Origin of the sequence: Micromonospora sp. NPDC050686, assembly GCF_040654475.1 — a bacterium.
Lineage (GTDB): Bacteria > Actinomycetota > Actinomycetes > Mycobacteriales > Micromonosporaceae > Micromonospora.
In genome coordinates, this window is sequence record NZ_JBFAID010000004.1 from 155,583 (window position 1) to 181,203 (window position 25,621).

Consider the following 25,621-nt stretch of genomic DNA (forward strand, 5'->3'; position numbering starts at 1 on the left):
ACGCGAAAAGGGCCGCGGGCAGGTGCCCGCGGCCCCTTTGTCGAGCCGTACCGCTATGGCGGGAAGAGGGTCTTCCCGCGCCGGATGACGGTGATCCGGTATGGCGTACCGATGGTTGCCGAAAGGCAAAGGCTGCCCGCCGCAATGGATGGTCCCGCATCGTCCGTCGGGGCGGCCGCCGGCCACCGCCCGGTCAGTGGCCCCGGAACCGGTTGATCGCGGTCTCGTGCCGGGCCCGCAGGTCAGGGTCCCGGACGCCCAGGCCGTCCTCCGGGGCCAGGCAGCGCACCCCGACCTTGCCCTGGTGCGCGTTGCGGTGCACCTCGTACGCGGCCTGGCCGGTCTGCTCCAGCGGATAGGTCCGGGAGACGGTGGGGTGGATCTGGCCGAGCGCGACCAGCCGGTTGGCCTGCCACGCCTCGTGGTAGTTGGCGAAGTGGCTGCCGACGATCCGCTTCAGGTGCATCCAGAGGTAGCGGTTGTCGTACTGGTGCTGGTAGCCGCTGGTGGAGGCGCAGGTGACGATGGTGCCGCCCCGCTTGGCGACGTAGACGCTGGCGCCGAACGTCTCCCGGCCCGGGTGCTCGAAGACGATGTCCGGGTCCTCGCCGCCGGTCAGCTCGCGGATCCGCTCGCCGAACCGGCGCCACTCGTCCTGGTCCTGGGTCTGTTCGTCCTGCCAGAACCGGAAGCCCTCCGCGGCCCGGTCGATGACCAGCTCGGCGCCCATCTTTCGGCACAGCTCGGCCTTCTCCGGTGAGGAGACCACGCAGACCGGGATGGCCCCACCGTTGAGCGCCATCTGGGTGGCGTAGCCGCCGAGGCCGCCGGACGCGCCCCAGATCAGCACCACGTCGCCCTGCTTCATGTTGGCCCCGTGGTGTGACACCAACTGCCGGTACGCGGTCGAGTTGACCAGCCCGGGGCTGGCCGCCTCCTCCCAGCTCAGGTGGCGGGGCTTCGGCATCAGCTGGTTGGCCTTGACCACGGCCAGCTCGGCCAGGCCGCCGAAGTTCGTCTCGAAGCCCCAGATCCGCTGCTGCGGGTCGAGCATGGTGTCGTCGTGGCCGGCCGCGTCCTCCAGCTCCACCGACAGGCAGTGCGCGACCACCTCGTCGCCGGCCTGCCACCGGGTCACCCCGGGGCCGGTCCGCAGCACCACGCCGGCCGCGTCCGACCCCACCACGTGGTACGGCAGGTCGTGCCGGTGGGTCAGCTCGGAGAGCCGCCCGTAGCGCTGGAGGAACTTGAAGGTGGGCAGCGGCTCGAAGATGCTGGTCCAGACCGTGTTGTAGTTGATCGCGCTGGCCATCACGGCGACCAGCGCCTCGCCCGGGCCCAACTCGGGAGTGGGCACCTCCTGGACGTGCAGCGCCTTGCGCGGGTCCTTGTCCCGGGTGGCCATCCCGTCGAACATCCGGGTGTCCTCGGCGCGGACCACCACACCCCGGTAGCTCTCCGGCACCGGCAGGCCGGCCAGGCCGGCGAGTTCCCGCTCGGGCCGGACCGAGCCCTCCGCCGCCATGATCGCTTCACGGATGTCCTGCACGGTGACCTCCCGTTCGTCGCACCCGCACACCAGGGCGGGGGTGCTGCCATCGTCGGCACCGGTACGACCGATCGCCATGTCGGCGGACGACATATCCGCCACCGGTCGCGCTCCTGTGGAGCCGGACGTTACTGAACGGTAGCTAGGGTCGGAAGTCCTGTGTGAAAAACTGCATCGGCCGATGCGTGGAGCTGTCCGTGGGAGCGCCCAAGCGCGCACCGCCGCACGGCTTCACGGGTGGGAATGGCGCGAGTTGCGGCATGGCGGGGCGTCATGAGGTGAGGACTGGCCGACTTGCGGCATGGCGGGGCGGGGGAGTGCCCCGGGGGTGGGGGAGCCGGGCCGCCCGGGCGCGACCCGGCTTCCCGCTGCGGTCAGTGGCCGGCGGCCGGCTCGACCAGTTCGATCAGGACGCCGCCGGCGTCCTTGGGGTGGACGAAGTTGATCCGGGAGTCGGCCGTGCCCCGCTTCGGGTGCTCGTAGAGCAGCCGGACCCCGCGCTCGCGCAGCGCCGCGCAGGCCGCGTCGATGTCCGCCACCGTGTACGCCACCTGCTGCACGCCCGGCCCGTTGCGGTCGAGGAACTTCGCGATCGTCGACTCGGGGGTCAGCGGGGCGAGCAGCTGCACGCAGCCGCCCTCGGTGGTCGGCCCGACGGCCAGCATCGCCTCGCGTACGCCCTGCTCGGTGTTGGTCTCGACGTGCACGCAGCGCATGCCGAAGGTCCGCTGGTAGAAGTCGATCGCGGCGTCCAGGTCGGCCACCGCGACCCCGACGTGGTCGATCCGGCGCAGGCCGATGTCTGTGACATAGTCGGCAGCGGGCTCGACGGGGGAGTTCTCAGCCATGGCGCTAGTCTGACCGAACAATCGTTAAGGCGTACAGGTCGGCACCCCTCGGAGGCAGGCATGGCTTCGGTGATCGTCAGCGGCGCGCGTACCCCGATGGGACGGCTGCTGGGCAACCTCAAGGACCTCCCGGCCACCAAACTCGGTGGCATCGCGATCAAGGCGGCGCTGGAGCGCGCCGGCGTCGCCCCCGACCAGGTGCAGTACGTGATCATGGGCCAGGTGCTCCAGGCCGGCGCCGGCCAGATCCCGGCCCGCCAGGCGGCGGTCGAGGCGGGCATCCCGATGTCCACCCCGGCGCTGACCATCAACAAGGTCTGCCTCTCCGGCCTGGACGCGATCGCGCTGGCCGACCAGCTCATCCGGGCCGGCGAGTTCGACGTCGTGGTGGCCGGCGGCATGGAGTCGATGACCAACGCCCCGCACCTGCTGCTCGGGCAGCGCTCCGGCTACAAGTACGGCGACGTCACGATCAAGGACCACATGGCCCTGGACGGCCTCACCGACGCCTGGGACTGCTGCTCGATGGGCGAGTCCACCGAGCGGCACGGGGCGAAGCACGGCGTCAGCCGCGAGGAGCAGGACGCCTTCGCCGCCGCCAGCCACCAGCGCGCCGCCGCCGCGCAGAAGAACGGCCACTTCGCCGACGAGATCACCCCGGTGATCATCCCGCAGCGCAAGGGCGACCCGCTGGTGATCAGCGAGGACGAGGGCATCCGCCCGGACACCACCGCCGAGTCGCTGGCCAAGCTGCGCCCGGCCTTCACCAAGGACGGCACGATCACCGCCGGCAGCTCCTCGCCGATCTCCGACGGCGCCGCCGCGGTGGTGGTGATGAGCAAGGCCAAGGCCAAGGAGCTGGGGCTGACCTGGTTGGCCGAGGTTGGCGCGCACGGCAACGTGGCCGGCCCGGACAACTCCCTGCACTCGCAGCCGTCGAACGCGATCAACCACGCCCTGAAGAAGGGCGGGCTGAGCATCGCCGACCTCGACCTGATCGAGATCAACGAGGCGTTCGCGCAGGTGGGCGTCCAGTCGGCGCGCGATCTGGGGGTCGGCCTCGACAAGATCAACGTCAACGGCGGCGCGATCGCGCTCGGCCACCCGATCGGCATGTCCGGCGCCCGGCTGGTGCTCACCCTGGCGCTGGAACTCAAGCGGCGCGGCGGCGGCACCGGCGCGGCCGCGCTCTGCGGCGGCGGTGGCCAGGGCGACGCCCTGATCATCCACGTGCCGGCGGGCGCCGAAGCTCAGCAGTGAGCGCGGACCGCGATCGGGTCCGCGAGTGAACAGGGGACATGACCAGTGAGTGAGACCGTCGAGAACGTTCCGGCCGCGGCCATCGCATCGGTGCGCCGCAGCCGGGACGTACCGATGCTGGTGGACCGGGCCCGCGCGGGTGACCCCCGCGCGGTGGCCCGGCTGATCACCCTGGTGGAGTCCGGCGACGAGGTGCTGCCGCAGGTCGCGGCGGCCCTCGCGCCGTACGCCGGGCAGGCCCAGGTCGTCGGCCTGACCGGGTCGCCCGGGGTGGGCAAGTCGACCACCACCAACGAGCTGGTCCGGGCGCTACGGGCGCGCGGGCACCGGGTCGGGGTGCTGGCCGTCGACCCGTCCAGCCCGTTCACCGGCGGGGCGATCCTCGGCGACCGGGTGCGGATGCAGGACCACGCCACCGACCCGGGCGTCTACATCCGGTCGATGTCCAGTCGGGGCCACCTCGGCGGCCTCTCCGCCGCCACCCCGCAGGCGGTCCGGGTGCTGGAGGGCGCCGGCTGCGACGTGGTGCTGGTGGAGACCGTCGGCGTCGGGCAGGCCGAGGTGGAGGTGGCCTCGCTGGCCGACACCACCCTGGTGCTGCTCGCCCCGGGAATGGGCGACGCGATCCAGGCGGTCAAGGCCGGCATCCTGGAGATCGCCGACGTCTTCGTGGTCAACAAGGCCGACCGGGACGGCGCCGACGCCACGGTCCGGGACATCCAGGGCATGATCGCCCTCGGCGAGCGCGGCCCGGGCGAGTGGCGGCCCCAGGTGGTCCGCTCGATCGCCGCCCGCGGCGAGGGGATCGACGACATCGCCGCCGCGATCGACAAGCATCGTGGCTGGCTGGTCGAGCACGGCGGGCTGCGCCGCCGCCGGGAGGCGCGGGCCGCCGCCGAGGTCGAGGCGATCGCGCTCGGCACCCTCCGCGCCCGGATCGGCTCGCTGCGCGACGGTACGCAGCTGCCGACGCTCGCGGCCAAGGTGGCCGAGGGCGCGATCGACCCGTACGCCGCGGCGGACGAGTTGCTGGCGCAACTGGCCAGCTGACCCGTCCACCCTGGACCCCGATCTCCTAGTACGCTCGCTGCGCCCCGCGGATCCGTGGGGCGGGGCGACGGTGTGGGGAGCAGATGGACCACGAGGCGACGCAGGAGCTGTCGATGCGGCCGGACGCGACCGCGGGCGGGACGACGCACGTCTCCGCCGAGGTGGTGGAGAAGATCGCGGTGGCCGCCGCGAAGTCGGTGCCCGGGGTGGCCGAGCTCGGCGGTGACGTGGCCCGGTTCTTCAACTCGGTGCTGGACCGGATCGGGCTGGACGAGTTGGGGGACGCCCGGCGCGGCTGCTCGGCGCACGTGACGAACGGTGCCGCGGTGATCAACCTGGTCATCGTGATCGACGGTGGCCGGCCGGTGCCCGAGGTGACCGACGCGGTCCGCGCGGCGGTGACCTCGGCGGTCGAGACGTACGGGCTGCGGGCCGACGAGATCAACATCAAGGTCGACGACGTGGCGCTGGGCGGGCCGGCGGTGCCGTCCGCCTGAGTCGGGTTACCGGCCGGTACCCGGTTGGCTTAGCGATCGTTCAGGCGGGCGTTCTACACTCGGTCTTCAGTCGAGGACTCGAGGAGGAGCCCCGCATGAACGCCGACGAGATCGCCGCCGGACGGGCCCGCTGGCAGGCCCGGTACGACTCCGCGCGTAAGCGGGACGCGGACTTCACCACGCTCTCGGGGATGCCCGTCGAGCCGGTCTACGGGCCGCCGGAGGGTGCCGCCTACCCGGGCTTCGAGCGGATCGGCTGGCCGGGCGAGTTCCCGTACACCCGGGGTCTGCATCCGACCGGCTACCGCGGGCGGACCTGGACCATCCGGCAGTTCGCCGGCTTCGGCAACGCGCGGCAGACCAACGAGCGCTACAAGATGATCCTCGGCGCCGGTGGCGGCGGGCTCTCGGTCGCGTTCGACATGCCGACCCTGATGGGCCGCGACTCCGACGACCCGCAGGCGCTCGGCGAGGTCGGGCACTGCGGCGTCGCCATCGACACCGCCACCGACATGCAGGCGCTCTTCGACGGCATCGACCTGGCCGCGGTCACCACGTCGATGACCATCTCCGGGCCGGCCGTGCCGGTGTTCTGCATGTACCTGGTCGCCGCCGAGCGGCAGGGCGCCGACCTGTCCAAACTGGACGGCACCCTGCAGACCGACATCTTCAAGGAGTACATCGCGCAGAAGGAGTGGCTCTTCGACCCGGAGCCGCACCTGCGCCTGATCGGCGACCTGATGGAATACTGCGCTGCCGAGATCCCGCGCTACAAGCCGCTGTCGGTCTCCGGCTACCACATCCGCGAGGCCGGCTCGACCGCCGCGCAGGAGCTGGCGTACACCCTGGCCGACGGCTTCGGGTACGTCGAGCTGGGGCTGAGCCGCGGGCTGGACGTCAACGTCTTCGCCCCCGGCCTGAGCTTCTTCTTCGACTCGCACGTGGACTTCTTCGAGGAGATCGCCAAGTTCCGGGCCGCCCGCCGGATCTGGGCCCGCTGGCTCCGCGACGTGTACGGCGCCACCAGCGAGAAGGCGCTCTGGCTGAGGTTCCACACGCAGACCGCCGGGGTGTCGCTGACCGCCCAGCAGCCGGTCAACAACGTGGTCCGTACCGCGGTGGAGGCGCTGGCCGCCGTGCTCGGCGGCACCAACTCGCTGCACACCAACGCCCTGGACGAGACTCTCGCGCTGCCCACCGACGAGTCCGCCGAGATCGCCCTGCGTACCCAGCAGGTGCTGATGGAGGAGACCGGCGTGGTCAACGTGGCCGACCCGCTCGGCGGCTCCTGGTACGTCGAGGCGCTCACCGACTCCATCGAGGCCGAGGCGGAGGAGATCTTCGCCCGGATCAGGCAGCTCGGTGGGGAGGGCCCGCACCAGATCGGCCCGATGACCTCCGGCATCCTGCGCGGCATCGAGGACGGCTGGTTCACCGGGCACATCGCCGAGTCGGCCTTCGTCTACCAGCAGGCGCTGGAGAAGGGCGACAAGAAGATCGTCGGGGTCAACTGCCACACCGGCACGGTGGCCAAGGAGCTGGAGATCCTGCGCATCTCGCACGAGGTGGAGCTGGAGCAGCGCCGGGTGCTCGCCGAGCGCAAGTCCGGCCGGGACGACGCCGCGGTCCAGGCCGCCGTGCAGCGCATGGTCGAGGTGAGCCGTACCGGCGACAACATGATCCCGGCGATGCTCGACGCGGTCCGCGCCGAGGCCACCCTCGGTGAGATCTGCGACGCCCTGCGCGGTGAGTGGGGCGTGTACCGGGAGCCGGCGCGGTTCTGAGGTGTTGGGCGGGGCCCCTCCTTAACAGACGTCTGTCAAGAAGGGGCCCCGCCCTGCATCCCGACCAGGCGTGACAGTTGCAACTGTCGGCGTCGCGGTTGATCTGAGTTCCGCCTCGCGCGTGCGAGACTAGGTAACCATGAGCGACCCACGGATCACCTCGTCGATCTTCACCCGCGGCGCGGTCGACCTCAGCGCGCTGCGCACCGCCGCACCGTCCCCTGCCCGTCCCGCCACACCGGCCCAGTCCGGCCCGCCCACCGGCCTGCCGGGTGCCCCCGGCGGCGGAGCCGCCGTGATCGACGTGACCGAGGCGACCTTCCAGACGGAGGTGCTCGAACGGTCGCTCGAGACCCCGGTGATCGTGGACTTCTGGGCCGAGTGGTGCGAGCCGTGCAAGCAGCTCTCCCCGGTGCTGGAGCGGCTGGCCGCCGAGGGCGGCGGGGCCTGGATGCTCGCAAAGGTCGACGTGGACGCCAACCCGCGCATCGCGCAGATGTTCCGGGTCCAGGGCATCCCGATGGTGTACGCGGTGGTCGGCGGCCAGCCGATCGACGCCTTCTCCGGGGTGGTCCCCGAGGCCCAGCTCCGCCAGTGGATCTCCGCCGTGCTCAAGGCCGGTGGCGTCGCCGTGGCCCAGCCGGAGGACCCCCGGCTGGACGAGGCCGACGACGCGCTGATGACCGGCGACCTGGACGCCGCCGAGGCGGCGTACCGGAAGATCCTGGCCGAGTCGCCCGCCGACGCCGCGGCGGAGGCGGGCCTGGCCCAGGTCGGTCTCGCCCGCCGGGTGGGTGGCACCGACCCGCGGGCCGCGCTCGCCGCGGCCGACGACGCCCCCGACGACGTCGACGCCCAGCTGCTCGCCGCGGACGTCGAGGTGCTCAGCGGCCTGGCCGAGCAGGCGTACACGCGGCTGGTCGGTCTGGTCCGCCGCACCGCCGGCGACGAGCGGGAGCGGGTACGCCAGCACCTGGTCTCGCTGTTCACCGTCGCCGGCCCGGACGACCCGGCGGTCGCCTCCGCCCGCCGGGCGCTGGCCAGCGCCCTGTTCTGAGTTCGTCACACGCCAGCGCGGGCCGGCGTTCCGGCCGGCCCGCCCGACCACCGAGGACGGGAGCCCATGATGCGCCGGATCGCCGTCCTCGACGCGCCGACCAACCTGGGGCTGCGCCCACCCACGCCCAGCTCGGTGCCGGGCTGCGCCAAGGCCCCGGGTGCGCTGCGCGACCACGGCCTGCTCGCCCGGCTGCGGGCCCGCGACGCCGGCTGCCTCACCCCACCCCGGTACGACCCGGGGGACTGGCGCCCGGGCGACGGCGTCTGCCACGCGCCGGAGATCTCCGGGTACTCCACCCTGCTGGCCGACCGGATCGGCGAGATCATCGACCGGGGCGAGTTCCCGCTGGTGCTCGGCGGGGACTGCTCGGTGCTGCTCGGCTCGGCGCTGGCCATGCACCGGCTCGGCGAGGCGGTCGGCGGCCGGATCGGCCTGGTCTTCGTCGACGGCCACTCCGACTTCCGGCACCCGGGCAACGCCTCGTATGTGGGCGCGGCGGCGGGGGAGGATCTCGCCCTGGTGACCGGGCGGGGGCAGGCCGACCTGGCCGCCATCGAGGGGCGCCGGCCCTACTTCCGGGACATCGACGTGGTGGTCCTCGGCATCCGGGCGCAGGACGAGTACCGGCTCGACCTGCAGGCCGCCGGCATCACCACCCGGCCGGTGCCGGCGCTGCGCGCCGAGGGGGCGGCCCGGACCGCCCAGTGGGCGCACGAGCAGCTCGCGGACTGCGCCGGCTACTGGGTGCACATCGACGTGGACGTGCTCGACCCGGCGGTGATGCCCGCGGTCGACGCGCCGGACCCGGGCGGGATCGCCTTCGCCGAGTTGGAGATCCTGCTCGCCGGGCTGGTGGACACCCCGCACTGCCTCGGCGTCGAGCTGACCGTCTTCGACCCCGACTACGACCCCGACGGGTCGTACGCCGCCGAGATCGTCAACACCGTGGCGGCCGGGCTGGCCCCGGTCGGCGCGCCGGAGGCGGTGCCGCCCCGGCTGCTGCCGTCGGCCCCGCCACCGCAGCGCGGCCGGCCCTCGGCAGCGTCCGAAACCCGGCCTGGCACCGGACCAGCGGTCCTAAACGCGTCACCCAGCGAGGGCGCCTCGCCGAACGGCGGTACCGGGCCAGGAGAGGGGCTCGTGGAGGCGCCTGCTCCGGCGGCGGCGATCGAGCCTGTCGGGCCGCCCGTCTCCGCCGGACCCGGCCTGCTTCGTCGGATAGGCCCCCAGGAGGAGGGCGGGCTGCGGTCGACAGGTGAGGAGCCGCCCGCCTCCGCTGGCCTCGCCTGACTTCTTCCTGATAGCGGGCGGGTCCTAGCGCATCCGACGAGGAGGGCCCCAAGGCGCTACCGCCTTGCGGACCGCCGAAAGATGAAGCGGGAGGCCCCCTGCTGAAGTGTGACTACCTCGGACGTGCTCAGGCCGAGTACGTCGGCCGCGACAGCCAACTCCTGCGGGATGGTTGATCCGCTCTCGATCGGGATGTCGGTGTTGAAGCTGAGCGGCACCCCGGCTTCGAGGAAGATCCGGGCCGGGTGAAGACTCGCGCTGGCTGCTGCGCCGAGGGCCAGGTTCGACGAGATCGAGAGCTCCACCAGGATCGAGTCGTCCCGGAGCCGTTTCAGCAGTGACCGGTTGCCCGCGGCGGCCAGCGCGTGCCCCAGCCGTTGTGCCCCCAACTCGTCGATCGCCCGCCACACCCCGTCCAGGTTTCCAAATTCGCCGGCGTGCACCGTGACCCCCAGGCCGGATTCTCGGGCGGTGGCGAACAGATTCCGGAACCTGGAGCTGTCCGGATATCTGCTCTCGTCCCCGGCAAGATCGATACCAACAAACGTCGGCGGCAGGCCGGGAAGCAGCCGGCGACAGTCTTCCGTGAATTTCTCGCTGCTGTCCCGGTTGACCAGCAGCACGCCGCGCAGTGTCGGGTTCTCAAGCGCGCGCATGCTGTGGTGCGCGATGCGCAGGAACTCGGCGAAGGGAAGGCCGTCCACGACGAACCGGCGGGGTGAGAGTCGCAGTTCGACATGGGCCACTCCCTCATGCCGTTGCTCTGCGTGCACCTGGTGGATGAAGCACTCCAGGTCCTTCCCCGACATAGCCGGTCGCGCCGCGTTGCGTATGTCGTGTGCTGCGAAGAAGGCTGCCGAGTCTCGGGCGACGTCGAGCCGTATACCCAGCTGGGCCCGCTTGCGTTGTTCGGGTTCCAGATGCAGGTGGAGATGGGGTAGCACGGTCACAAGGACTTTCTGACCACAGCCTTGGCCCATCGCTGCAGGGTCTTGCCCGAGCTGTCCTCTTCCTCCACCCAAGCCTTCACGACCTCAAAGCCGGCGCTCTCCGCCATCGCCGTCAGTTCCTGCAACTCGTACAGGAAGAAGTGCCGGACAGCCGTCGTGCCAATGAGTGCTTCGGTGCGGATGCCCCTACCCTCCTTGACTGAGACCTGCATGAGCCCGTCCGGATCCAGGACCCGCCGGAGTTCTCGCAGCGCCTGGGCGGCACCGGTGGGATCGAGGTGCAGCAGCACCGCGGAGCACCAGATGGCACCGACGGACGAATCGGCAAGCGGAATGGAGCGGATGTCCGCCACCAGCCGGGAGAAGTCGCGTGCCCAGGTCAGCTCGGTCAACAGAGCGGCCGAGGCGTCCATGGCGATGGCCAGCCTGCCCGCCGCCGCCACATAGTCGGAATCCCGCCCCCCTCCCGCGCCGGCATCCAGGACGACGCCCCTGGTGGCCGCGAGGAGTTCGTCGAGCTGCGCGGGTAGGGTCGAGTTGCCTGCGAACTCCTCGGTAGCTGCCGCATAGCGGGAGGCGTTGCTGGCGTATGCAGCGAGCGTCTCGTCGAGGATCTCGGCACTCAATCGCTCCCTCATGTGCGCCTCGTCCCGTCGGAGTTCCTTGATGGTCAGGTGGCAGTTCTCAATATAGGGAAAAGCTGCCCAATCCCATGTGTCCGGCATGCCCAAGATTTCGGCCCAGATTCGCCGGGCGTACTGGGACACGAGTTCGCTCCCGACCGCCAGGTAGCCGCCGTCGGACAGCGATGAGCGGTAGTAGTAGTTCTGGCGGCGGGCCGCCGCTTCGGCGAGCAGGTTGAGGCCTGCGACGGGGTGGGCATCCGGCGGAACCATGACCAGCGGATCCGTGTCCCACGGCACCGGAAAGAGGTGCAGGTGGCAGTGCGTGATGCAGCCACCGCCGGCCTGGCCTGCTGCCTTCCCGGACGACCCATGCTCGACGATGAGTACCCGGTGCTGGAAGACCCGCTCGATGAGGTAGGCGGTCGCGCGGGCCGTGGCATGCAGCAGGGACCGCTCTGGGGTGCTGAGATCCCCGCTGCTCGGTACGTGACGGTGGGGAAGGACGAGCACGTATCCGGGTTCGAGGGAACCGAGCCCGGCCATGACATCCACCCCCGCGACCCGAAAGACCAACCGGGATGAATCTTCTACCGTGGCTGGGCGGGACGGCGAATGGTCGCCACGCTGCACCTCCAGGCACAGCTCACAGCTGAGGATCGAGTCGCGGTTCACGAGTCGGAACCATCGCGGCGTTTGACTCTCGCGCCCCAGACCAACTGGAAGACCAGTAGCACTGCTGGGAGGATGAGTCCGATCAGGAACTCTGTCCGGTCGACCGCACCGGTCAGGTAGAGCACCAAGGCCCCAATCGAGTAGCTCACCCCGATGATCCACAGTGCGAGCGCGATCTTGTGCCTTGCGACCCAGCTCAAAAGGAAATTGCGCATCAGCAGCGCGGTCGTCAGCTTCCGGGCACTGGTGTGGGTCTGTACCAGGGCGCAGCCGGGGTACAGGAGTTGAGCCTCGCCAGCGGCCACCGGAAAGACTGCCTCGCGCATCCGGGCCAGCGCCGATACGAACGGCCAGATTGCCCAGATCGACTCTCGGAGTGGACTCCGTGGCAACTCCCAGGTCCCGGTCTTCTGCTGGTCCCGCAAGATTTGCGAGACCGCGGTGAACAGCTTCGGCTGCAGGGGATCCACACCTGCTGCGAGGAGGGCGGTCACTGCGATCGGACCGGCGAAGTGCGGAAGGATGTTCTGAAAGACGAAGGGATGATCGCCGGGAACCGGGACGTCGAACTCCTCGACCGTTGAGGAACGTTCGGCATGGGTCCCCGGAGTCAACCGTTCCAGGATCCAGTCGGCCGTCTTCTTGACGGTGTTAACCGAGAGCGCGCCATCCAGCCCAGTCAACGCCAGCAGCGCCATGCTTGTGTGCAACAAGGTTGGTGCGGTGCCAGGCAGTGCCCCCCAAGCAGGCGCGTCCGGGCTCTGCGCGCTGAGCAGCCACTTCTTGGCGTTGTCGATCACGACGGCGGGGCCGCCGCACTCCTGCAGCGCCAACATACACAGCGCGGTGTGGAAGACCCTTGACGGCTGACCTGCGTAGGACGCCCAGCCAAAGTCGGTGTTCTGGTTATTCACCAGGAAGTTCGCCCCGGACTGCAGCGCCTTTACAGCCTCCAGCCGGCCAAGGCCCGGGGTGCTCAACGCCCGTACGACCCAGGCGGTGGCTTCGATGATCGGAAATCCATTGGTGGTACGAACTGCCCATCCGCCGCCCGCGCCCGAGGGACCGTCGACCTGCTGGCTGACCAGGTATCTGATGATCTCGTCGGACCGCTCGAACTCCTGTCCGGCGAGTCGGAAGGTGAAGAGGCCGACTGCGGAGGCGGTGATTCCAGGTGTCGGGTCGTCCAGGAAGTGGTACCAACCCGCCTCGTTGTTTCCGGAGCGAAAATTGACCCGAAGGCAGTCAAGGGCGCGGTCGATGGCGTCCGAGATCGACTTGCCCGACAAAACAGCTACTGGATGTGGCAACTCACCTCCAGGCGAGATGTGCGGGACCGCCGACCACGGGGAGTGGCCGCAAACCCGTGAGGGCATCTTCCAGGCCCGGTTTGGGCACACTATCGGGCCGACTGGGCGGTCCACCAGACTGAACCAAGTGAATGGCTGCCGGGTTTCAGTCCCGGCTCATCCCTGGGCGACTCGAAATGGTGAAATCCACGAACCTATTGATGCCTAATGCCCCGCTTTTTGACTCTGTCAACAGCAGTACGCGCGATAAGCAAGGGTCTGCCGGAAACCCGACACAGGGGTCGCCAGCGCCCCCGTTGAAGAATCGTTCGGTGGGAGCGGGGGTCAGCGGGCGGTGGCGAGGGCGCGTAGGAAGCGCTCGGCGGCTGGTACCGCGCTGGCCGCGCTCGAACCGCCCTGCTCGACGAAGACGGCGAACGCGACGTCGCCCTGCCAGCCGACGAACCAGGAGTGCAGGTGCTTCGGGTCGTTGTCGTACTCGGCGGTGCCGGTCTTGCCGTGCACCGGGCCGCCGGGGACGTCCGCGAGCGCCTTGGCGGTGCCCACGGTGACGACCTCGCGCATCATGGTGCGCAGCGGGCCGAGCGAGGACGCCGTGAGCTCCGGGCCCGGCTCGGCGGTCTCCGCCGGGGCCGGCTCCAGCACCACCTTCGGCTGCTCCCAGTGGCCGCGCGCCACGGCGGCGGTGGCCCCGGCCATGGCCAGCGGACTCACCACCGTGGTGCCCTGGCCGAACGCCGCGGCGGCCCGCTCGGCGGCCGAACCGCCGGTGGAGACCTTGCCGGTGAAGGCGTCGATGCCGAGGTCCCAGTCGCCCTCCAGGCCCAGCTGGCGGCCGGTGGTGGCGAGCCCGTCGGCGCCGAGCTTCGGGGCCAGGAAGGCGAACGCGGTGTTGCAGGACTTGGCGAAGTCGGTGCGGAACGGCACCGAGCCGAGTTCGAAGTTGTCCGAGTTCTTGAACGAACGCCCCTCGACGGAGTAGGTCTTCGGGCAGTTCACCTTGCCGTCCAGGGTCACCGCGCCGCGGTCGAGCAGGCCGAGCGCGCTGACCATCTTGAACGTGGACCCGGGCGGCACCTGGGCGGTGAAGGCGAGGTTCTGCCCGGCCGGCCCCGGACCGTTCGCCACGGCCACCACGGCGCCGTCACTGATCCGCATCGCGACCAGGGCGGCCCGTCGCTTCTCCCCGCGCAGCGCCGTGTCGGCGGCGTTCTGGGTGGCGACGTCCAGCGTGGTCCGCACCGGCTCGCCGGCCTTCGGCTCGACCGTGAACAGGACCTTTCCGGCCGGCTCCGGCTGGCCGTCGGGGCGGGTCCGGGTGACGCTCACGGTGAGTCCGGCCGTCCCGCCCAGCCGCTCGTCGTACCGGCCCTGGAGGCCGCCGTGGCCGACCAGGTCGCCCTCCCGGTAACGGTCCGGGTGGGCCTTCAGGTCGTCGGCGGTCGCCTGGTCGACGGAGCCGAGCAGGGCTCGGGCGAACTCCCGGGTGGGCGCCAGCTGGCGCTCGCTGGACGGGAACTTCACCCCCGGCAGGTCGTAGATCCTGGGCTTGATCTGCTGGTACGCCTCGTCTCGCAGGGTCACCACGCCGACCAGCGCGGTGGGCTTCGCCGAGGCGAGGCGCTTCGGCAGGTCGGCGAGGTCGACCGGGGGCGTGATCGGCGGGCGGATGGCCTTGAAGGCGGCGTCCAGCTTCGCGATCGTGCCGGGCACGTCGGACACCTGGTTGGGCTGGATGCTGACGTCGATCACTCTGCGCGGCGCCACGATCGGCTGACCGGCGGCGTCCAGGATGCTGCCGCGGGTGGCGCCGTTGCGTGCCACCACCAACCGCTCGCCGGTCTCGAGCTGCTCGTGCACCAGGGTCGGCTCCCAGATCACCTGCCACTTGTCGTCGCCGCCCCGGCGCAGGTTCAGCTGCCGGTCGTACGCCCACTTCGCGCCCTGCGGGAGCGCCCACTCGACCCGGTAGCCGGCGGTGGCGATGTCCTTCGTGATCTTCGGATCGCCGGAGCGGCGCAGCGTCGGCGGGGTGGCGGCCAGCTCCCCGGAGAGGTCCTTGAGCTCCTTGCCGACCTCGCCGGCCGGCACCTTCGCCCCGGTCGGGTCGACGAAGCCCACGGCGTTCAGGTCGCCCGAGCGCCAGCCGGCCAGGAACGCGTCGACGCTGCCCTCCGGGCCGTCCCCGCCGGAGCACCCGGTCAGCGCGCCGGCGGCCAGCACGACAGCGGTCAGTGGGGCCAGCATCGCCCGAACGGGTGAACGGCGGCGGTCGGGGTACGACACGGGCATGGAGCTTCCCTCCGGTTTTGGGCTGTCCTGCACGGTAGTACGCCCTGGCCGTTCGCACCGCCCGCCCGGTGCGCGACAAGGTGGTCGCGCCATGTGATGAACATCGCCGCGCGGGGTAATCCGCGAGCGGCCAACCTCGTGCCCGCAACGGGCGAAAGGACGAAGTCCCGGACCGGACGTCCGGTCGGAGGTCCGCCGACACACGGAAAGGGCGGCGGGCCTAGGCTTGGGCGGCAGAGTGACCCACAACGCGGTGGGTCGAGGGGAGTGGCACCGATGGACCGGCGTCCGGCGATCAAACCGGGACCCGACCTCCGGCAGGATGACACCGGCCGGGACGACGACAGCTTCGATTCGGCGACCGACGGGGACGGCTACGGCCGCCTCGACACAGGAGTGACCGGGATGACCGGTTCGAGCATCGACACCATCTACGATCTGGGTCTGCCGCCGGAGGCGTTGGGCGACGACGTGGAGGACGCCGAGCTCGACGAGCCGGTGCCGAACGCGGAGCGCCTGGTGGCTCAGGCGGTGGCGTTGGCCGGCGACGACCACGACGCGGCGACCCTGGTCAGCCGCTTCTGGCGGTTCGCGCCGGACGAGGAGCTGATCGGCTTCACCGCCGAGGAGATGCTGGCGGCCGCCCGGGCACACCGGGAGTTGGCCCAGCAGCGGGTGCCCGGCGAGTTGAAGCTGCGGATCCACGAGCCGCACGCCGACCAGCACCACACGGTCGTCGAGATAGTCGCCGACGACATGCCGTTCCTGGTCGACTCGGTGACGGCGCTGCTCAACACCCACCACCTGGACGTGCACCTGCTGGTGCACCCGTTGGTGGTGGTGCGCCGGGAGCCGCTGGGCCGGCTGACCGAGGTCTGCGCCGACGTCGAGCCGGACGACGCCATCGCCGGCGACCTGATCGAGAGCTGGATGCGGATCGAGATCGACCCGGTCCGCGACCCGGCGGAGCGGGAACGGCTGCGCCGCGAGTTGCAGCGGGTGCTGACCGACGTGCGGGAGGCGGTGGAGGACTGGCCGAAGATGCGCCAGCGCGCGCTGGCCCTCGCCGACGAGCTGGCCGCCGCCCGCACCTCGGACAACCGCCCGCCGGTGCCGGAGAAGGACATCACCGACTCGGTGGAGCTGCTCCGCTGGTTGGCCCACGACCACTTCACCTTCCTCGGCTACCGGGAGTACCGGCTGGTCGACGCCGCGGAGGGCGGGCAGGCGCTGGAGGCGGTGCTCGGCACCGGGCTGGGCATCCTGCGGCAGGACTCCCCGGAGGCCCGCTCGCTGAACTCCATGACGCCGGAGGCGCACGAGAAGGTCACCGAGAAGCGCCTGCTGATCATCACCAAGGCGAACTCGCGGGCCACCGTGCACCGGTCGGCCTACCTCGACTACATCGGGTTCAAGATCTTCAACGACGCGGGCGAGGTGGTCGGCGAGCGGCGCTTCCTCGGCCTGTTCTCCACCGCCGCGTACCGGACCAGCGTCCGGGAGCTGCCGGTGGTCCGCCGCAAGGTGGCCGAGGTGCTCGACCGCTCGGGCCTGAGCCAGCGCAGCCACTCCGGCAAGGACCTGCTCCAGATCCTGGAGACCTACCCGCGCGACGAGCTGTTCCAGATCAAGACCGACGACCTGTACCACGCGGTGATCGGCGTGCTGCGGATGGCCGGCCGCCGGCAGCTGCGGGTCTTCCTGCGGCGGGACGCGTACGGGCGGTTCATCTCCTGCCTGATCTACCTGCCGCGGGACCGGTTCACCACCCAGAACCGGCTGCGCATGCAGGACATCCTGCTTCGCGAGCTGAACGGCGTCGGGGTGGACTACACCACCCGGGTCACCGAGTCGATGCTGGCCCGGGTGCACTTCATCGTGCGTACCGACCCCACCAACCCGCCCGGCGACATCGACGCCGACCTGCTCGCCGAGGAGTTGGCCGACGCCACCCGGCTCTGGGACGACGACTACCGGCTGGTGCTGGAGCGCAAGCTCGGCGACGAGCAGGCCAAGCACCTGTTCGCCCGGTACGCCGACGCGTTCCCGGAGGGCTACAAGGACGGGCACACGCCGTACGAGGCGATGAAGGACCTGGCCAAGCTGGAGCTGCTGGAGGAGCCCGGCCAGCTCGAGATGCACCTGTTCCGCAAGCAGCTCGCGCCGCGCGTCAACGACTCCGGCCGGGACGCCGACGAGAGCATGGACGTCCGGTTCAAGGTCTACCGGTACGGCGAGCCGATGATGCTCTCCGCGGTGCTGCCGGTGCTGCACTCGCTGGGCGTGAAGGTGGTCGACGAGCACCCGTACGAGGTGGACCGGGTCGACGGCCGGGTCTTCCTGTACGACTTCGGCCTGCGCCTCCCCGAGGCGCACCAGGAGCTGGCCGAGGTGCGCCCGCACGTGGAGAACGCCTTCGCGGCGGCCTGGCGGGGCGAGGCCGAGGTGGACGGCTTCAACGAGTTGGTGCTGCGCGGCGGCCTCACCTGGCGGCAGGTGGTGGTGCTGCGGGCGTACGCGAAGTACCTGCGGCAGGCCGGCACGGTCTTCTCGCAGGACTACATGGAGTCCACCTTCATCGCGTACCCGCAGATCACCCGGCTGCTGGTGGAGCTCTTCGAGGCCCGGTTCGCCCCGGGCGCGGCCACCCTGGACGAGCGCCGGCAGCGCGGCGGCGAGCTGGTCGCCGCCATCGGTGAGGCGCTGGACGAGGTGGCCAGCCTCGACCAGGACCGGATCCTGCGGGCGTACCTGACGCTGATCCAGGCCACCCTGCGCACCAGCTTCTACCAGAAGCCGGTCGGCGGCCGGCCGAAGCCGTACGTGGCCTTCAAGCTGGACCCGCAGGCCATCCCGGACCTGCCGGCGCCGCGGCCGAAGTTCGAGATCTTCGTGTACTCGCCCCGGTTCGAGGGCGTGCACCTGCGGTACGGCCCGGTGGCCCGTGGTGGCCTGCGCTGGTCCGACCGGCGGGAGGACTTCCGCACCGAGGTGCTCGGCCTGGTCAAGGCCCAGATGGTGAAGAACGCCGTGATTGTGCCGGTGGGCGCCAAGGGCGGCTTCGTGCTGAAGCAGAAGCCGGGGGACCGGGACGAGGCGGTCATCTGCTACAAGGAGTTCATCTCCGCCCTGCTGGACGTCACCGACAACATCGCCAGCGGCGAGATCGTCCCGCCGGCCGACGTGGTGCGGCACGACGCGGACGACCCGTACCTGGTGGTGGCGGCGGACAAGGGCACCGCATCGTTCTCCGACATCGCCAACGAGATCTCCGCGGCGCACCACTTCTGGCTGGGCGACGCGTTCGCCTCCGGCGGTTCGGCCGGCTACGACCACAAGAAGATGGGCATCACCGCCCGGGGCGCCTGGGAGTCGGTGAAGCGGCACTTCCGGGAGCTGGGCCACGACACCCAGACCCAGGACTTCACGGTGACCGGCGTCGGCGACATGTCCGGCGACGTCTTCGGCAACGGGATGCTGCTGTCCAAGCACATCCGGCTGGTGGCCGCCTTCGACCACCGGCACATCTTCCTGGACCCGGATCCGGACGCCGCCACCTCGTGGGAGGAGCGCAAGCGGCTGTTCGAGCTGCCCCGGTCGTCCTGGGCGGACTACAACCCGGAGCTGATCTCGGAAGGCGGCGGCGTCCATCCGCGTACCGCCAAGTCGGTGCCGATCACGCCGCAGGTCCGCGCGGTGCTCGGGCTGGACGACGACGTCACCCAGCTCAGCCCGCAGGAGCTGATGAAGGCGATCCTGACCGCGCCGGTCGACCTGTTCTGGAACGGCGGCATCGGCACCTACGTCAAGGCGTCGACGCAGACCAACGCCGAGGTCGGGGACAAGTCCAACGACGCCATCCGGGTGGACGGCAAGAGCCTGCGCTGCCGGGTGGTCGGCGAGGGCGGCAACCTGGGCTTCACCCAGCACGGCCGGATCGAGTACGCCGTCGGAGGCGGCCGGATCTACACCGACTTCATCGACAACGCGGCCGGGGTGGACTGCTCCGACCACGAGGTGAACATCAAGATCCTGCTGAACACGGCGGTCGCCGACGGCGCGCTGACCGTCCCGGAGCGGGACGAGCTGCTCGCCCAGATGACCGACGAGGTCGCCGAGCTGGTGTTGCAGGACAACTACGACCAGGCCCGGGCGCTCAACACGGCCCAGGCCCAGGCCGCCTCGCTGCTGCCGGTGCACCGGCGGATGATCACCGATTTGGAGCGGGCCGGCCAGCTGAACCGGGCGCTGGAGGCGCTGCCGCCGGACGAGGAGCTGGCGGTGCGCACCGAGTCCGGGCTCAGCGCGCCGGAGTTCGCGGTGCTGCTGGCGTACGTCAAGATCGTCCTGGAGAAGGAGATCCTGGCCGAGGGACTCGCGGACGAGGAGTGGACGACCGAGGTCCTGGTCAACTACTTCCCGACCCCGATGCGGGAGCGCTTCGCCGACCGGATGGCCCGGCACCGGTTGCGCCGGGACATCGTCACCACGGTCCTGGTCAACGAGGCGATCAACCGGGGCGGCATCTCGTTCGTCTTCCGGGTGGTCGAGGAGACGGCCGCCTCGGCGGCGGACGTGATCCGGGCGTACGTGGTGGTCCGCGAGGTGTTCGGGCTGCGCGAGGTGTGGGACGCGGTCGAGGCGCTGGACAACAAGGTCTCGCCGGAGCTGCAGACCGCCGTCTACCTGGACACCCGGCGGCTGCTCGACCGCGCGGTGCGCTGGCTGGTCACCAACCGGCGCTCGCCGATCGACGTGCCGGCGGAGATCGCCCGGCTGCGTGACGGCGTCGCCCGGCTGCTGCCCGGGCTCGAGGAGCTCTTCTACGGCAGCGAGCGGGAGTCGATCGTCGCGCACATGGACGGGATGATCGGGAAGGGGCTGCCGCGCGGGCTGGCCGAGCAGGCGACCCGGCTGATGTACAGCTTCGGCCTGCTGGACGTGGTGGAGACCGCGGCCAGCCGGCGGCGGGAGGTCGGCGAGGTGGCTCCGGTCTACTTCGTCCTCTCCGACCGGTTCCGGGTGGACAGCCTGCTGTCGAAGATCTCCCTGCTGCCGCGCGAGGACCGCTGGCAGACCCTGGCCCGGATGGCGCTGCGCTACGACCTGTACGCCGCGCTGGCCGCGCTCACCGCGGAGGTGCTCGACTCCACCCCGGACTCGCTGCCACCGCACGAGCGGGTGCAGCAGTGGGAGCAGTCGAACGCGACCTCGATCCACCGCGCCCAGCGGGCGATGGGCGAGTTCGACGAGTCCCGGGCCGACCTGGCGGCCCTGTCCGTGCTGCTGCGGCAGATCCGTACCCTGGTGCGGACCTCCGCCGCCGCCTGATCCACGACGCGGCGCGGCCCGGTGCGGGGGATCACCCCACGCACCGGGCCGCGCCCGATCCGCTCAACTCGTCATCGTGGCGTAGACGACGATGTTGTTCAGGTAGCTGCCGGCGGCCTGGTCGAAGGTGCCCCCGCAGGTCACCACCCGCAGGCCGGCCTGGTCGTTCGGGCCGTAGACCTGGTCGGCCGGGAACTGGGTCTTCGGCACCGACGCCACCTGGTCCACGGTGAAGGTGACGCTCCGCCCGTCCTGCCGGGCGACCGTGATGGTGTCGCCGGGTTGCAGCGCCCCGAGGTTGAAGAAGACCGCCGGCCCGATCTTCGCCGAGTCGACGTGGCCGACGATGACCGTGTTACCGGTCTCGCCGGGGCTGGCCCCCGGTTCGTACCAGCCGGCCTTGAGGGCGTCGTCCAGCGGCGGCACCTGGACGGTGCCGTCCGGGTTGGTGCCCAGGGACATGATCTCGGCCTGCACCCCGATCCGGGGGATCGAGATGGTGGTGGGGGCGGATCGGGCCAGCGGGGCGGGCCCGGCCGGGCCCGCACCGGGTACGTCCGGCGCGGCGGCCCCCAGTGGCAGGGGCGCGTCCGGCGTGCGGGCGGCGTCGGGGGTGCCGGCGGGGTCCGGCGCCAGCGCGACACCGGGGGCCGCCGCGGCGCCGGCCGCCGGCGTGGTCGCCGCCGGGTCCGGTGCGGCGGTCTCCGCCGAGGGCTGCTCGATGCCGGCATCCGGCCAGGCCGGAACGGTCCCGGTGGTCGTCGTGACCGGGCCGGCCTGGGCCAGTGGCTGCGGTGGGCGCAGCGGGAGGGCGCCGCCCCGGGTCGAGGCGCCGATCATCCCGGCGCCCATCATGGCCAGCAGGACGACGACGGCCGTGCCGGCGGCGCGCCACGGTCTCCCGTGACGGCCGCCGGCCGGTGTCGCCGTCCCGTCAGACGAGCGAACCATCGGTCCGACGCCGACGCATCAGCACGATCCCGCCGAGCGCCGCGGCACCCAGCATGCCGGCCCCGCCGGCGGCCATGCCCGTGTCCAGCCCGGTGCTGGTCATGCCACCGTCGCCGCCGTCCACCCCGCCGCGGGGCAGGACGACCAGCTCGCCCTCGCCGCAGGAGCCCTGCAGCTCGTAGCGGCCGGGCTTGGCGTGCTCGTCCACCCTGGCCTCGCCGTAGTAGACGAAGTCCCGCTTGTGCTCCCAGTCGTCCTCGCCCCGGCCGTACTCGTCGGCCCAGCCGGATTCCTTCTGGTCCTTCTTCCAGGAGTTCTCCTCCTGGCCGTACTTGTCGTTCTCCTTCTTCCAGGAGTCCTGGCCGTACTCGTCGGCGGCGTGGTCGCCGCGCTCCTCGCGGCCCTGCTCCTCGCCGTAGCCCTTCTCGTGGTCCTTCCAGTCCTTGCCGGACTCCTGGCCGTGCTCCTCCTTGCCCTCGCCCGGGTGGCCCGGCTTCTCTCCGGAGTCGTCGGCGGCGAACCCGCCGCCGTGGCCGTCCATCTGCGGCTCCCAGGGACCGTTCTCCGGGCCCTGCTCGCCCTTGCCCTGCTCAGGCTTGCCCTGCTCGCCCTTGCCCTGCTCGCCCTTGCCCTGCTCGCGCTTGCCCTCTTCGGGCTTGCCCTCTTCGGGCTTGCCCTGCTCGCGCTTGCCCTGCTCGTCCTTGCCGTGCTCCTCGCGGCCCTGCTCCGGTTCGCGCCGGTCGCCCTTGTCCTCGTCGCGCCGGTCGCCCTTCTCCTCGTCCCGCCAGTCGCCCTTGTCCTTGTCGCGCCAGTCACCCTCGCCGTCGCGGGCCTCGTGCAGCTTCACCTTGCCGGTGACCTTGGACCAGACGAAGGCGTGCTCCTGCTCCTTCGAGCAGATCTCGGTGAGTTCGACCTTGTCGCCTGCCTTTACGACGTGCGGCTTGGCGAAGACCTTCCCGTCCCGGTCCTCGCCGTCGTGGTGACCGCCGTCCGCGAACGCGAAACCGGGCGAGAACACCAGGAGGGACGCGCCACCCAGGGCGGCGCCCGCAACGACCTTCCCGAGCATCTTCTTTGCCATGACCTGCGTCACTCCATCCCTGTTGTCCTGAGCTCGGCAACATCCGAGCTACGACCGACGTTAGACCGGTTCATGAGTTATGTGGGGAAACATTCGTGTTTTGGATTTAGCTGAGCTTGATCCGTATTCGGGTGCTACGACACATCTGCCGGGTTGCCGCCCGGCCCCGCCTTGCCGCCTGCCCCGGGCGGCCTCGGTCGCCTTGTGGCGTCCGGCGGGAGTTGGGCGGGCCGTCCGGTCCGCGGGTCCCGGGTTCACGCGCGGCGAGCGATCGAGGCATTGCCATGGAAGCGCTCCCATGCGAGAATCGCTTGCACGCGGTTCGGGGAGCCACACCGCGCCGAGTCAGACGCCGAGGGCACCGGTCCATCCGGGCGGCGTCGGGCCGCCGACCGGCAAGCACCGGTCGCTCACCACCACCACGCCCGTCCGGGTCGGGCGCCCCTCGAAGAAACCCGTGGCACCGACGTTCCGTCCCACCGGACGCCGCCGGGCCGATTTCGCCGGGCCGTACGCGGATCCGGTCTCGCCCAAGGAGATCAGTGGCATGAATTTGTGGAGAAGGCTGTCCGGCCGTAGCCGGGCGCTCGCGCTGACCGGCGCGGGCGTCCTGGTGGCCGGTGGACTGGTGACCCTTCCGGTCACGGCGGCGCAGGCCGCGACCCAGTGCAGCGTGGACTACACCACCAGCGACTGGCCGGGTGGCTTCACCGGCACCGTGACGATCAAGAATCTCGGCGACCCGCTGAGCTCCTGGAACCTCGGCTTCAGCTTCCCGAACAGCGCGCAGAAGGTCGTCAACGGCTGGTCGGCCCGATGGTCGCAGAGCGGCCAGAACGTCACCGCGCAGAACGAGTCCTACAACGGCTCGCTGGCCAGCGGGGCCAGCACCACCATCGGCTTCAACGGGTCCTGGAGCGGGAGCAACCCGAAGCCGACCTCGTTCACCCTGAACGGGACGGTCTGCAACGGCGGCACGCCGCCCACCAGCACGCCGCCCACCAGCACCCCGCCGACCACCACCCCGCCGACCACCACCCCGCCGACCAGCCCGCCCCCCACGACGCCGCCGCCGGGGCAGAAGGTGGACAACCCGTACGCCGGGGCCAAGGGGTACGTGAACCCGGAGTGGAAGGCCAAGGCCGAGTCGGTCTCCGGCGGCAGCCGGGTGTCGAACAACCCGACCGCGGTCTGGATCGACCGGATCGCCGCCATCAACGGCACCCCGAACAGCAGCTCCAACGGCGCGATGGGCGTCCGTGACCACCTGAACGCCGCGCTCGCCCAGGGCGCCGGCTACATCCAGTTCGTCATCTACAACCTGCCCGGCCGGGACTGCTCCGCGCTGGCCTCCAACGGCGAGCTGGGCCCGGACGAGCTGCCCCGCTACAAGGCCGAGTACATCGACCCGATCGCCGCGATCCAGGCCGACCCGAAGTACGCCAGCCTGCGGATCATCAACATCGTCGAGATCGACTCGCTGCCCAACCTGGTGACCAACACCTCGGGCAACGCGGGCGGCACGGTCATGTGTGACACCGTCAAGGCCAACGGCGCGTACGTCAACGGCGTCGGCTACGCCCTGGCCAAGCTGGGCGCGATCGGCAACGTCTACAACTACGTCGACGCCGCGCACCACGGCTGGATCGGCTGGGACAGCAACTTCGGCCCGGTCGCCGACCAGCTCCTGGCCGCCGCCAAGGCGTCCGGCAGCACGGTGAACAACGTGCACGGCTTCATCGTCAACACGGCGAACTACTCCGCACTGCGCGAGCCGTACGTCAAGGTCACCGACTCGGTGAACGGCCAGACGGTCCGGCAGTCCAAGTGGATCGACTGGAACCAGTACGTCGACGAGCTCTCCTTCGCCCAGGCGTTCCGGAACAAGCTCGTCCAGGTCGGCTTCAACTCCGGCATCGGCATGCTGATCGACACCTCCCGCAACGGTTGGGGCGGCACCGCCCGGCCCACCGGCCCGGGCCCGAACACCAGCGTCGACGCCTACGTCGACGGCGGGCGTGTCGACCGCCGTCACCACACCGGCAACTGGTGCAACCAGGCCGGCGCGGGCCTCGGCGAGCGGCCGAAGGCCGCCCCGGAGTCGGGCATCGACGCGTACGTCTGGGTGAAGCCCCCGGGCGAGTCGGACGGCTCCAGCACCGCCATCCCGAACAACGAGGGCAAGGGCTTCGACCGGATGTGCGACCCGACGTACACCGGCAACGCCCGCAACGGCAACAACCTGAGCGGCGCCCTGCCCAACGCCCCGATCTCGGGTGCCTGGTTCGCGTCGCAGTTCAGCCAGCTCATGCAGAACGCCTACCCGCCGCTCTCCTGACCGGCGCAACGGCTTACCCGCCGCTGCGGGAGTGAGGCACCGCGGCGGCAGGTTCCCCGGGGCCCCCGGCCCGACCCCCTCCGGTCGGCCGGGGGCCCCACCCCGCGCCCACCACCCGGCGGCCCGGCGCGAGCGCGTCGTGCCGCCGACGAGCGGCTCAGGGCACGGTGCGCTCGATCGCCGCCCGGCCCAGCTCGGCCAGGTCGCGCCGGGCCCGGTCCAGGTTCTCCGGGGTCAGGTCCTGGCCCCGGGCCCGCACCAGGTCCTCCGGGTCCCAGGGCTGCTCCGCGCCGGTGCGGATGTTGTCCCCGCCGGCGCCCGTGCCGGTCCCGGTGGCGCCCGTGCCGGCCGCGTACGGGTCGCCGAGCAGATCCTCGGTCGCCGCGCCGGTCTCCCCGGGCTCGGCGAAGGACGGGTTGTCCGGGTCGGTGCCGCCGCCGGTGACCAGCTGCGGCACCGTGGTCTCGTCGTCCACCGCCGCCGCCACCTCGGGGCTCTCCTCCAGCGGCCGTTCCCGGTCCCGATCGGTCATCGGTCTGCCCTCCTGTCCGGCTTCGTGACTGCCCTGAGGTACCCGCCGGGGGCCGGGACATGCCGGCTACGGGCGCTCCTCGCCGTAGTGCGGCTCCGGCGTCTCGTTGGGGCTGAGCCACTGCCAGGCCAGCGTGATCAGGCCGAAGACCAGCATGACCGGGCCGGCCGACAGGTTGATCCGCAGGCCCTGCGGCC

17 protein-coding genes are annotated in these 25,621 nt (G+C 71.1%); 8 read left to right on the forward strand and 9 right to left on the reverse strand.

Features of this window, described 5'->3' with window-relative positions; genetic code table 11:
- Positions 1–193 precede the first annotated feature (193 nt).
- Together ccrA and mce are read right to left on the reverse strand one after the other, a co-directional pair.
- Positions 194–1,549 (reverse strand): crotonyl-CoA carboxylase/reductase, encoded by a 1,356-nt coding sequence (gene ccrA / locus AB0H57_RS05950; RefSeq protein ID WP_357503318.1) that lies wholly within the window; start codon positions 1,547–1,549, stop codon positions 194–196.
- A 374-nt stretch (positions 1,550–1,923) separates the two neighbouring features.
- Positions 1,924–2,397, reverse strand: coding sequence for a methylmalonyl-CoA epimerase (gene mce, locus AB0H57_RS05955; RefSeq protein ID WP_357503130.1), 474 nt, complete (start codon positions 2,395–2,397; stop codon positions 1,924–1,926).
- 60 nt (positions 2,398–2,457) lie between these two features.
- Here mce and AB0H57_RS05960 point away from each other — a divergent pair, with 60 nt between their 5' ends.
- The 6 genes from AB0H57_RS05960 (at position 2,458) to AB0H57_RS05985 (ending at position 9,338) form a co-directional block, all read left to right on the forward strand.
- Entirely contained in the window at positions 2,458–3,657 is a 1,200-nt protein-coding gene (locus tag AB0H57_RS05960; RefSeq protein WP_357503132.1) for an acetyl-CoA C-acetyltransferase, read from the forward strand.
- 45 nt (positions 3,658–3,702) lie between these two features.
- Positions 3,703–4,707, forward strand: coding sequence for a methylmalonyl Co-A mutase-associated GTPase MeaB (meaB, locus tag AB0H57_RS05965; protein WP_357503134.1), 1,005 nt, complete (start codon positions 3,703–3,705; stop codon positions 4,705–4,707).
- Between the two features lie 83 nt (positions 4,708–4,790).
- Positions 4,791–5,204 (forward strand): Asp23/Gls24 family envelope stress response protein, encoded by a 414-nt coding sequence (locus AB0H57_RS05970; RefSeq protein WP_357503136.1) that lies wholly within the window; start codon positions 4,791–4,793, stop codon positions 5,202–5,204.
- A 95-nt stretch (positions 5,205–5,299) separates the two neighbouring features.
- Positions 5,300–6,988: a methylmalonyl-CoA mutase family protein gene (locus AB0H57_RS05975; protein WP_357503138.1), complete on the forward strand. Its 1,689-nt coding sequence runs from the start codon at positions 5,300–5,302 to the stop codon at positions 6,986–6,988.
- 139 nt (positions 6,989–7,127) lie between these two features.
- Positions 7,128–8,045, forward strand: coding sequence for a tetratricopeptide repeat protein (locus AB0H57_RS05980; protein ID WP_357503140.1), 918 nt, complete (start codon positions 7,128–7,130; stop codon positions 8,043–8,045).
- A 66-nt stretch (positions 8,046–8,111) separates the two neighbouring features.
- Positions 8,112–9,338 carry an arginase family protein gene (locus tag AB0H57_RS05985; protein WP_357503141.1) on the forward strand — a complete coding sequence of 409 codons (1,227 nt, stop codon included), beginning with the start codon at positions 8,112–8,114 and terminating at the stop codon, positions 9,336–9,338.
- Positions 9,339–9,394: 56 nt separating this feature from the next.
- Here the strand turns inward: AB0H57_RS05985 and AB0H57_RS05990 are convergent, their stop codons facing one another.
- From AB0H57_RS05990 to AB0H57_RS06005, 4 genes are all read right to left on the reverse strand, one after another.
- A complete protein-coding gene (locus tag AB0H57_RS05990; protein WP_357503142.1) occupies positions 9,395–10,288 on the reverse strand; it encodes a hypothetical protein in 894 nt (297 codons plus the stop codon).
- A complete protein-coding gene (locus AB0H57_RS05995) occupies positions 10,285–11,586 on the reverse strand; it encodes a methyltransferase domain-containing protein (protein WP_357503143.1) in 1,302 nt (433 codons plus the stop codon). Before AB0H57_RS05995 ends, AB0H57_RS05990 begins: the two co-directional genes overlap by 4 nt.
- A complete protein-coding gene (locus AB0H57_RS06000) occupies positions 11,583–12,875 on the reverse strand; it encodes a prenyltransferase/squalene oxidase repeat-containing protein (protein WP_357503145.1) in 1,293 nt (430 codons plus the stop codon). Before AB0H57_RS06000 ends, AB0H57_RS05995 begins: the two co-directional genes overlap by 4 nt.
- A 345-nt stretch (positions 12,876–13,220) precedes the next feature.
- A complete protein-coding gene (locus AB0H57_RS06005) occupies positions 13,221–15,188 on the reverse strand; it encodes a penicillin-binding transpeptidase domain-containing protein (RefSeq protein ID WP_357503147.1) in 1,968 nt (655 codons plus the stop codon).
- Positions 15,189–15,464: 276 nt separating this feature from the next.
- On the opposite strand from AB0H57_RS06005, the gene AB0H57_RS06010 reads away from it, so the two are divergent.
- Positions 15,465–20,519 carry an NAD-glutamate dehydrogenase gene (locus AB0H57_RS06010; RefSeq protein WP_357503149.1) on the forward strand — a complete coding sequence of 1,685 codons (5,055 nt, stop codon included), beginning with the start codon at positions 15,465–15,467 and terminating at the stop codon, positions 20,517–20,519.
- A gap of 63 nt (positions 20,520–20,582) precedes the next feature.
- On the opposite strand, the gene AB0H57_RS06015 is transcribed toward AB0H57_RS06010, so the two are convergent.
- Positions 20,583–21,374: a class F sortase gene (locus tag AB0H57_RS06015; RefSeq protein ID WP_357503320.1), complete on the reverse strand. Its 792-nt coding sequence runs from the start codon at positions 21,372–21,374 to the stop codon at positions 20,583–20,585.
- 79 nt (positions 21,375–21,453) lie between these two features.
- Positions 21,454–22,554, reverse strand: coding sequence for a hypothetical protein (locus AB0H57_RS06020; protein ID WP_357503151.1), 1,101 nt, complete (start codon positions 22,552–22,554; stop codon positions 21,454–21,456).
- Positions 22,555–23,101: 547 nt separating this feature from the next.
- On the opposite strand from AB0H57_RS06020, the gene AB0H57_RS06025 reads away from it, so the two are divergent.
- On the forward strand, positions 23,102–24,892 hold the full coding sequence (locus AB0H57_RS06025) for a glycoside hydrolase family 6 protein (RefSeq protein ID WP_357503153.1): 1,791 nt from the start codon (positions 23,102–23,104) through the stop codon (positions 24,890–24,892).
- A gap of 157 nt (positions 24,893–25,049) precedes the next feature.
- Here AB0H57_RS06025 and AB0H57_RS06030 read toward each other — a convergent pair whose 3' ends face one another.
- Positions 25,050–25,424 (reverse strand): hypothetical protein, encoded by a 375-nt coding sequence (locus AB0H57_RS06030; RefSeq protein ID WP_357503155.1) that lies wholly within the window; start codon positions 25,422–25,424, stop codon positions 25,050–25,052.
- Positions 25,425–25,621: the final 197 nt, after the last annotated feature.